General features: G+C 54.7%; 4 protein-coding genes and 2 pseudogenes. 4 read left to right on the forward strand and 2 right to left on the reverse strand.

The features are described 5' to 3' along the window. Positions 1-106: 106 nt before the first annotated feature. Positions 107-1,603 carry a YdiU family protein gene (locus D3260_RS14460; RefSeq protein WP_120099318.1) on the reverse strand — a complete coding sequence of 499 codons (1,497 nt, stop codon included), beginning with the start codon at positions 1,601-1,603 and terminating at the stop codon, positions 107-109. A 692-nt stretch (positions 1,604-2,295) separates the two neighbouring features. Next, a pseudogene (locus tag D3260_RS14465) lies at positions 2,296-3,249 on the reverse strand (IS481 family transposase); the annotation flags it as partial. Between the two features lie 706 nt (positions 3,250-3,955). Between D3260_RS14465 and D3260_RS17345 the strand changes: the two are divergent. From D3260_RS17345 to D3260_RS14480, 4 genes and pseudogenes are all read left to right on the forward strand, one after another. After that, the gene (locus tag D3260_RS17345) at positions 3,956-4,342 is read left to right on the forward strand and encodes a hypothetical protein (protein ID WP_147418213.1); all 387 of its coding nucleotides are present in this window, start codon (positions 3,956-3,958) and stop codon (positions 4,340-4,342) included. A 115-nt stretch (positions 4,343-4,457) separates the two neighbouring features. Then, positions 4,458-4,976: a hypothetical protein gene (locus D3260_RS17350; protein ID WP_147418214.1), complete on the forward strand. Its 519-nt coding sequence runs from the start codon at positions 4,458-4,460 to the stop codon at positions 4,974-4,976. A 621-nt stretch (positions 4,977-5,597) separates the two neighbouring features. Further along, positions 5,598-6,377 (forward strand): hypothetical protein, encoded by a 780-nt coding sequence (locus D3260_RS14475; RefSeq protein WP_120099320.1) that lies wholly within the window; start codon positions 5,598-5,600, stop codon positions 6,375-6,377. A gap of 282 nt (positions 6,378-6,659) precedes the next feature. Then, positions 6,660-6,746: pseudogene (locus D3260_RS14480) on the forward strand (transposase); the annotation flags it as partial. Between the last annotated feature and the right edge of the window lie 672 nt (positions 6,747-7,418).

Consider the following 7,418-nt stretch of genomic DNA (forward strand, 5'->3'; position numbering starts at 1 on the left):
GACTCGCGACAACAGTCGCGGCGCGGGCGGTTGCGCGGGCCATTCGGGCCGAGCAAGAACCGACCATTCCCGCCCGGCCGCGCGCTCGTCGGGCGTGATATCTCAATCAGGTGCCGCAGAACGTGCGCGCCACCACCTCGGCCGGTTTCGGCGGTTGGGCGTATTCCGCCAGATCAGGATGGTCTTCGAATGGCCGGGCGACGACCGTGAGCAGATCCTCCAGCGGTTGATAATCACCTGCCTCCGCCGCGTCGATGGTCTGCTGTATTCGGTGGTTTCGCGGGATATAAGCGGGGTTGATTGCACGCATGGCGGCCCGGCGCCCTGCCTCATCGCGGGTTTCGGTGCTCAGGCGCTGGCGCCAGCGTACCGCCCAGCGATCGAATGCGGCGGGGTCTTTGAACAACGTCCGCACGGCATCATCGCGCTCGTCGGGCGCATCACCAAGGTCCGCCAGGCGTCGGAAGACCAAGGTGAAATCCGCATCCTGCTCGGCCATGCACTGCAGCAGCCCCTCGGCGAGGTCCGCGTCACCGTCGTGGCGTGGTTCCAATCCGACTTTGGCCACCAGCCCGTCGGTGTACGTGGCCTCGAAGCGCTCGATATAGTGCTCGAGCACGGCCTTGGCCTGCGAGATCGCCTCCTCCTCGTCGTCGGCCAGTAGCGGCAACAGGCACTCGGCGAATCGCGCCAGGTTCCACTGGCCGATGGGCGGCTGCTGGTTGTAGGCATAACGCCCGCCGTGATCGATCGAGCTGTACACGGTCGCGGGGTTGTACGTGTCCATGAAGGCACACGGCCCATAGTCGATCGTCTCACCCGCGATCGAGACATTATCCGTATTCATCACGCCGTGAATGAAACCGACCAACTGCCAGCGTGCAATCAGATCGGCGGTGCGCTTGGCGACATTCTCCAATAAGGCCAGATAAGGATTGGCGGCCTCGGCGGCATGCGGGTAGTGGCGTTCGATGACGTAGTCGGCCAGCGACCGTACGGCGTCATTGTGGCCACGCCGAGCAAAATACTCGAAGGTGCCTACCCGCACATGACTGGCGGCAACACGGGTCAGCACGCCGCCCGGCTCGGCACCCGGCATGCGCAGTACCGACTCGCCAGTCGCGACCATCGCAAGCGCTCGGGTCGTTGGAATACCCAGCCCCGCCATCCCTTCGCTGACGACATACTCGCGGATGACCGGGCCCAGCGCGGCACGGCCGTCCCCCCGGCTGGAGAAAGGGGTGGGTCCCGCGCCCTTGAGTTGAATATCGCGCCGAACGCCATCGCGGTCGATAATCTCACCCAACAGAATGGCGCGACCGTCACCCAGCGTGGGCGCGAAGTTGCCGAACTGGTGTCCGGCATAGGCCATGGCCAGAGGTTCAGCACCTGCCGGGACACGATTGCCAGCTAGAACCTCGAGACCGGCCGGGCTGTCGAGTGACGACGCATCCAGGCCGAGCTGATCCGCCAGGGGCCGGTTGAGCCGCAGCAGCTGTGGTGCCGAGACGGCGGTCGGCGTCGCGTGCGCGTAAAATTCGCCCGGCAGACGCCCGTAAGAATTTTCGAGCGCAAGCGGCTCGGCGGTTGCGGTTTCGGTCATATATGCCCTGCCTTCGCGGCGAACTACGTGCTAGTCCGATGTTTGTGATGCTAGCCGAAATGGACAATAGTAGCCCCGAGACTTTTTATGGCGTTTCTCGAACGGCCCACTGTCTCGCGCCCTACGGGACTCTGGTAACAGTTCACTTATCTAAAAATGCTTACCGAGAAACGTGACGCTGGCACTTACGAAAAGCTCAAATCAGTGCGTCGCGAGCAAATGAAGCGACTCGCCATTCCAATGGGCAGAGGTCGGACATTGAGTTCACGATCCGCCGATGTTGTACTTCGGACGTGTGTCCACTGGACTTGACGCACAACGCAAGACCTAACCCTCTGCTATTCCTCAGGCGCGCGCAAAATCCCGGCCGCCAAGCGGTTTGGCCCAAAAGGCCGCGCTACGGCGTTGCATGGCTGGATAATAGAGTGGCTATGACGCGGCGCCATGCGCCTTGTATCGTGGCCTTTTGGGACTCAAACGCGACCGTGGATGAATAGATCAGAGGTTCCTTAGGCTTAAAGCCGTAGCCTGTCCCTTGTATTGTTTGCCGCTATTTGGCGCTAGCTTTAGTTGTAAGGAATTCTTAGAGTCCAACCCCAATTATTTCGATCGCTCGATTTAGCACCGGATCCTCGCCACACTTCATTTGTTCCGCCGTCGGGATTACTCTGATGTCCGGGGCAACTGTCGAGTCCCGCCAACAACTGGTTTGGCGGATAAAGAAACGGTTCGGGGTCTCGCGTCCACTCGGCGGCAATGAACTCGAACGGGGTTTTGCCTTTCAAGGTTTTGAGTTTTTTGGCGTCATTGTAAGCCGCCAGAAACGTCTGTAGGTGGCCCTGCCGTTCGTCGAGACTGGCGTCGTGATAGCGCTTGATGGTGGCCGCCTTGAGCGTCTGATTCATGCGCTCGACCTGGCCGTTGGTCCACGGGTGATTCGGCCGGGTCAGCCGGTGCGCGATGCCGTGCGCCGCACAGCGTTGATCGAAGCATGAGCGACGGTGCAACGGCTTGTTCGGGTCGCGATAACGCGCCGAGTCGGTGAATTGAATGGCGTTGTCCGTTAACACCGTATGGAGGCGATACGGCAATACATCGATCACATGATCCAGAAAAGCCGCGGCTGTCCGGCGATTCGCTTCGGACTCAAGGCGCGCAACGACGAACTTCGACGTGCGATCGATGGCGACGAACAGATGATGCTTGCCCTGTTCGGTGCGGACCTCGGCCATGTCGATGTGCCCATACCCGATGGGATAGGCCTTGAAGCGCTTCTTCTCCGTCGTGCCCGCGTCCGGGTTGGGCAGACGCGAGATGCCGTGGCGCTGAAACAGCCGGTGCAGGTTGGACCGTCTCAGATGCGGGATGCTGTCCTGCAGGGCGTACAGACAATCGTCCTGCGGCAGTTGGGTGTGTCGACGAAAGATCAGACAGGCGGCTTCTTCCTCGTGTGACAACGAGGTCGAGCGAGGCGGCTTCGGCCCCATCGGGCTATCTTCGACCTGCGCCCGGCGACGCTATTTCAGTACGGTCTTGACGTTGATGACGTCGCGTCGCGCGAGCTGCGAGGCCGAAGCTGTCGATCGCTGTATTGCTGCTCGCGTGGCGTGCGTGGTCGTGGCGCGTCCGTGAAGTATTGGGCCCATAAGATCGCTTTGAACTCTGGCGTTAATGTCGAACCATCATACGGCAGGACCCAACACTCGCATTGTGCCTCGGTGCGGTAGCGTGCCATGAACTCCCGCATGGATAGACCGGGTTGCATCTGTACTTGATTGATTGCCATGACGTCCCTCCGCTGTTGCGTCATGACCTATTATCCGAATCCGGTGGGCCATATACCGACCCTGCTGAGCTTCGGGGCTAATCAAGTAGCGAGTTATATTTTTTCCCCGAATAAAATCACTCACAATGAAAACTTCATTTGACATTTGACGAGGAATTGATACAAAGTCGTTAAAAGATTTGGGGCTTTCTCTTCATCGAAATATTTTGATTAGATTTAGTCGCGGCATATTATTTTGCGAAAAATATAAATTGTAAAATATTATCGAAACCTTTTTGGTTTTATTTATGAAGCACTGTATTAGAATCTTGTTGCTTTGCGTCTTTGCGTCGCCCGCCTTTGCGGGGGGTACAGTGACTCTGGATGTTGCCAACTCGAAAGACCCCGTTACGGTCATTTGGCGAGACCAGAACCACGTACGTCTCGATGTGAAAAAATCAGGGTTTTATATACTGGTTCGAGACGGAAACGCTTATAGTGTGATGACTATGGCGGGTCAAACTCGAGTTTTGGATCTCAGCGCCCTTCAGAGGCAATCCAGAGAAAATGGGCTGCAGGCGTCACCTATGGGTATCGACGATATTCAACAGGTCACAAATTTCGAGGCAACTGGCGCAACACGAGATATAGCCGGCATCGCAGGGCGGGTTTATCACATTGAGTGGGTTGATTCAGACCAGACCAAGCATAAAGATGAGGCGGTTCTGTCCGATAACCCGCTCGTTTTCGAGATGTTCTCGGCTTTGAGTTACTTTAGCCAAGTTGCCGGCCAATATTCAGACGAACCAGATGCTTTGGAACAGCGTCTAAACGCCGAACGACTGGGTATCCTTCAACTCGACGGGACAAAGGTCATAGAGCTGGCCGGCGAGAAGCCCGACGAAAGCATGTTTGAGTTGCCTTCAAAGCCAGCGAGCCTAACCGACATGGCAAAGGGCATGTCAGCCGAGTAACAGCGCTACGCCAGCCATGGTATGTAATCGACTAATATCCGGCCTGCTTCATAAACGCAGAATTGGCGCCCCTGGGTATCTCGGTTGCGCTTGAAAACCGGGAAATACAGCGACGATGAACAGTCTTAAACAATGTATCCGGCCCTTCTGCCTTGTTTCCTGTCTCCTTGTTTCAGGCTGCGTATCATTAGTTAGCGGCGAACTAAAAAACGTGCCGCACGAATCCTATCAAACGTGCAGCGACCGAATTGATGCTTCTTATAAAATCGTATTCGAGACCAATGCAAAAAATAGTTATTCTTCTGGCTCGACATTCTTTTTGACGACTTTGACATTAGGACTATTCCCGAGCTTTCACTCCGAATCGATTTACTCTCGCACTCGTCTTTATCATCAAGAAAAATTGGTTGGTCAGCACCGATTCAAATCACAAATAAATGTTTATTACGGTTTCTTATGGCTGCTATTTTTCGACAACAACAGTGTCAATGCTCTGAACGTAGATGAGGGGGCCGGGATTCGCGGCGAATGGGGTATTCGTGATCGAAGTATCGCTAAAACACTTGCGGAAGCTGGCTTGTTCAATATCGGTGCATCTCAGGTCTGTTATCGACAAGTTTCGCCTGATCCGTAACCATTCGAAAATACGGTGCGAGTCATCAGCATGAGTCGCAACACGTAACTGTATCGAGTTGAATCGAAAGTAGCCCTCGACTATATATGGAGCGCGGCCGGGTTCTCGGCACCTTTAATTTGGGCACTTCCAGACTAACCCGTCATGCGTCACGCCACCCAAGCAGTGAATCGCCAAGTTCCAAGGCCAAAGCTGTGAACTTGTCCAATCAGCAGGCCCGTGTGGGCACACTTAATCGTTGGCGGGCCCAACGGTGCGCAAACCCACGGCGCCACGAGGCTCAGTGCTCGCAAAAACCGGCTTCTCATGGTGATGACGCATCACCGCCTGTTCAAGAAAGAACTGGCACGGCTTGGGGCGGTGCTGAAAAAGTCGGGAAATTTGTCGAGAAGGTGATTGAGCGGATGGCCGCTAAACCGCAAATCAACAACTTGCAATGCATATAGGCAGCCACCTGTATTGCTAATCGAAAATGCGTGGAGTTTTTCAGCACCGCCTTAGGCGCGAACTAAAGCAGGAGAAAATAGCATTATGTTGTGTGCAGCCGTGGTTTCAACGTTGGCCAGAATTAGGCAGGAACCGCCAAAACGTCGTATCGCAAACTTGATTAACAAGAAACTCATGTGCGTGGTCGCTCTCGGCGCGATCAGCATCACCGGTTGCGGGCCCGCCGGCAGTACATCAGCTAAGCCTGACGACCGGGCATTAAAGTCTTGCCTGCCGCCGGACTTTGATCCGGCCGAAGATACGACGTTCGTCACGCTGGACTCGCCTTTGTATCCTGCAGCAGAGAAAAAGGCGGATGATCTGGCTAGCCGAGATTTTTCCCAGGCGAGTGGGAACGCGCCTAAAATGTTGAAGAGCACGGTTGTTCAAATTGTCGAAAGCAGTTTCTTTCTGCTCCCTATGAACAGCCAGTTTCTACCGATGATGACTATAGTGTGCAATCACGATATCTACGCGCAGAATCAATGTGAAGGCATGTCGATGATATTCGGCAACAAGGCAACGTTGGAAGACGTGGATATGGACGCAGGAAAGCTGAGCTACGTGATTCGCAATCTCAAAACCAATGAGGTCGCCCATGTCATTATTGGCGACCGCGATTATAACGATGTCTCTCTCACGATAAAAGACGGCCAGAAAACCACCAAATACGAGTTCTCACGCGATATTGACGGCACTGAGTATTTCGAATCCGAAAACAGTGACGGCGAGACCAGGCGTTTCGTTGAACGTCCGGATTGTTCCGGCACATTTATACAACATGATACCGAAAATGGCGGTCCGGAGCGCGCGCTTGAATTCGAATGGACATCGGCCAAGAAGCCACTGATGCGTATCGAGTGGAAGGCGTGTCGATACACAGACGGTAAGAAATGCGGCAGCGGTGAATTTTGATATTAACCCGGTATGCAAATAGATGATTTTTTGGGTTGATAACACATTTATGCGAACGCATACGGATTAAGCAACATTCTTTTTGTAAAAACGCGATCCTGACGTCGGCGGAATCGTTATTCGTTCTCGTCCTCGCTCATATTCAGATAGCGCCGCCCGGTCTGCCAGTCTTGCGAGACCTCCATGCGACCTATCCCTCGCTATTGAGTAGTACGCTGATCTGGAGTCCAATCACCCGAAGCCTGGAGATTGGACATGAAGAAGGGCTACACCGAAGAGTAGATCATCGGTTTTCTGAAAGAAGCCGAGGCGGGTACGTCAGTTAAAGAGCTGTGCCGCCGGCACGGCTTTTCCGAGGGCAGCTATTACACTTTGGTGAACCATCCCGGGATTTTCGGAGGCTCCAACACTTGAGAGACTGGAGCCATGAAACAGAACAAAGGATATTTCCCGGTATATCCGCGGTATATCCTCTATATCTGGGGACAGTATATCTATCTCATTCTCCATCGAGCTGGACAGTATTTTCGGAAATTCCGCCTCGGTTGATGGAGTGAACGTGATTGTCGTGTCGAGATCGGATGACTAAATATCCGTTCGTATCGGAACGAGTTCGAGGTGGCTTTCGGAATAGGTACATTTGCAATGAGGGCCGATGTCCTCGGTTTGCGATCGCAGTATGCGCCGGCTTACTCGCCCCGCTTGATCAAATTCCGCACATGAATAGCGGCGGAAGCAGCCAGAGCGTCGAGGGCATAACCGCCCTCGAGCATGCTATTAACCCGGCACAAAAAGACCTGAAATAAATCAGGCCGCGTATTTCACAAAAGCGTTCTGCAGAATCCGTGGTCTGTCCCTGAGGGTTCCCCACAAATCAGGTTGCTATGGGATAGCAATACAGATCGGCTTTTAGCGCTTGCCAGGGCGGTTTTTTGACGTTGGGTATGCGCTGCATGGTTTGTCGTAACAGCGCCCATCCCCGACTCAGCAACGCGATCCGGAATCGTGTCTCGTGCTCTGATCGTGTGGCCAGAGCCGCCA

The sequence above is a fragment of the Salinisphaera sp. Q1T1-3 genome, assembly GCF_003602005.1.
In the GTDB taxonomy this organism is placed as follows: domain Bacteria; phylum Pseudomonadota; class Gammaproteobacteria; order Nevskiales; family Salinisphaeraceae; genus Salinisphaera.

Bases quoted from the DNA above. Each gene is read 5' to 3' on its own strand.
- D3260_RS14460 (WP_120099318.1), bottom strand. From the start codon at position 1,603: ATGACCGAAACCGCAACCGCCGAGCCGCTTGCGCTCGAAAATTCTTAC.
- D3260_RS17345 (WP_147418213.1), top strand. From the start codon at position 3,956: ATGGGTATCGACGATATTCAACAGGTCACAAATTTCGAGGCAACTGGC.
- D3260_RS17350 (WP_147418214.1), top strand. From the start codon at position 4,458: ATGAACAGTCTTAAACAATGTATCCGGCCCTTCTGCCTTGTTTCCTGT.
- D3260_RS14475 (WP_120099320.1), top strand. From the start codon at position 5,598: ATGTGCGTGGTCGCTCTCGGCGCGATCAGCATCACCGGTTGCGGGCCC.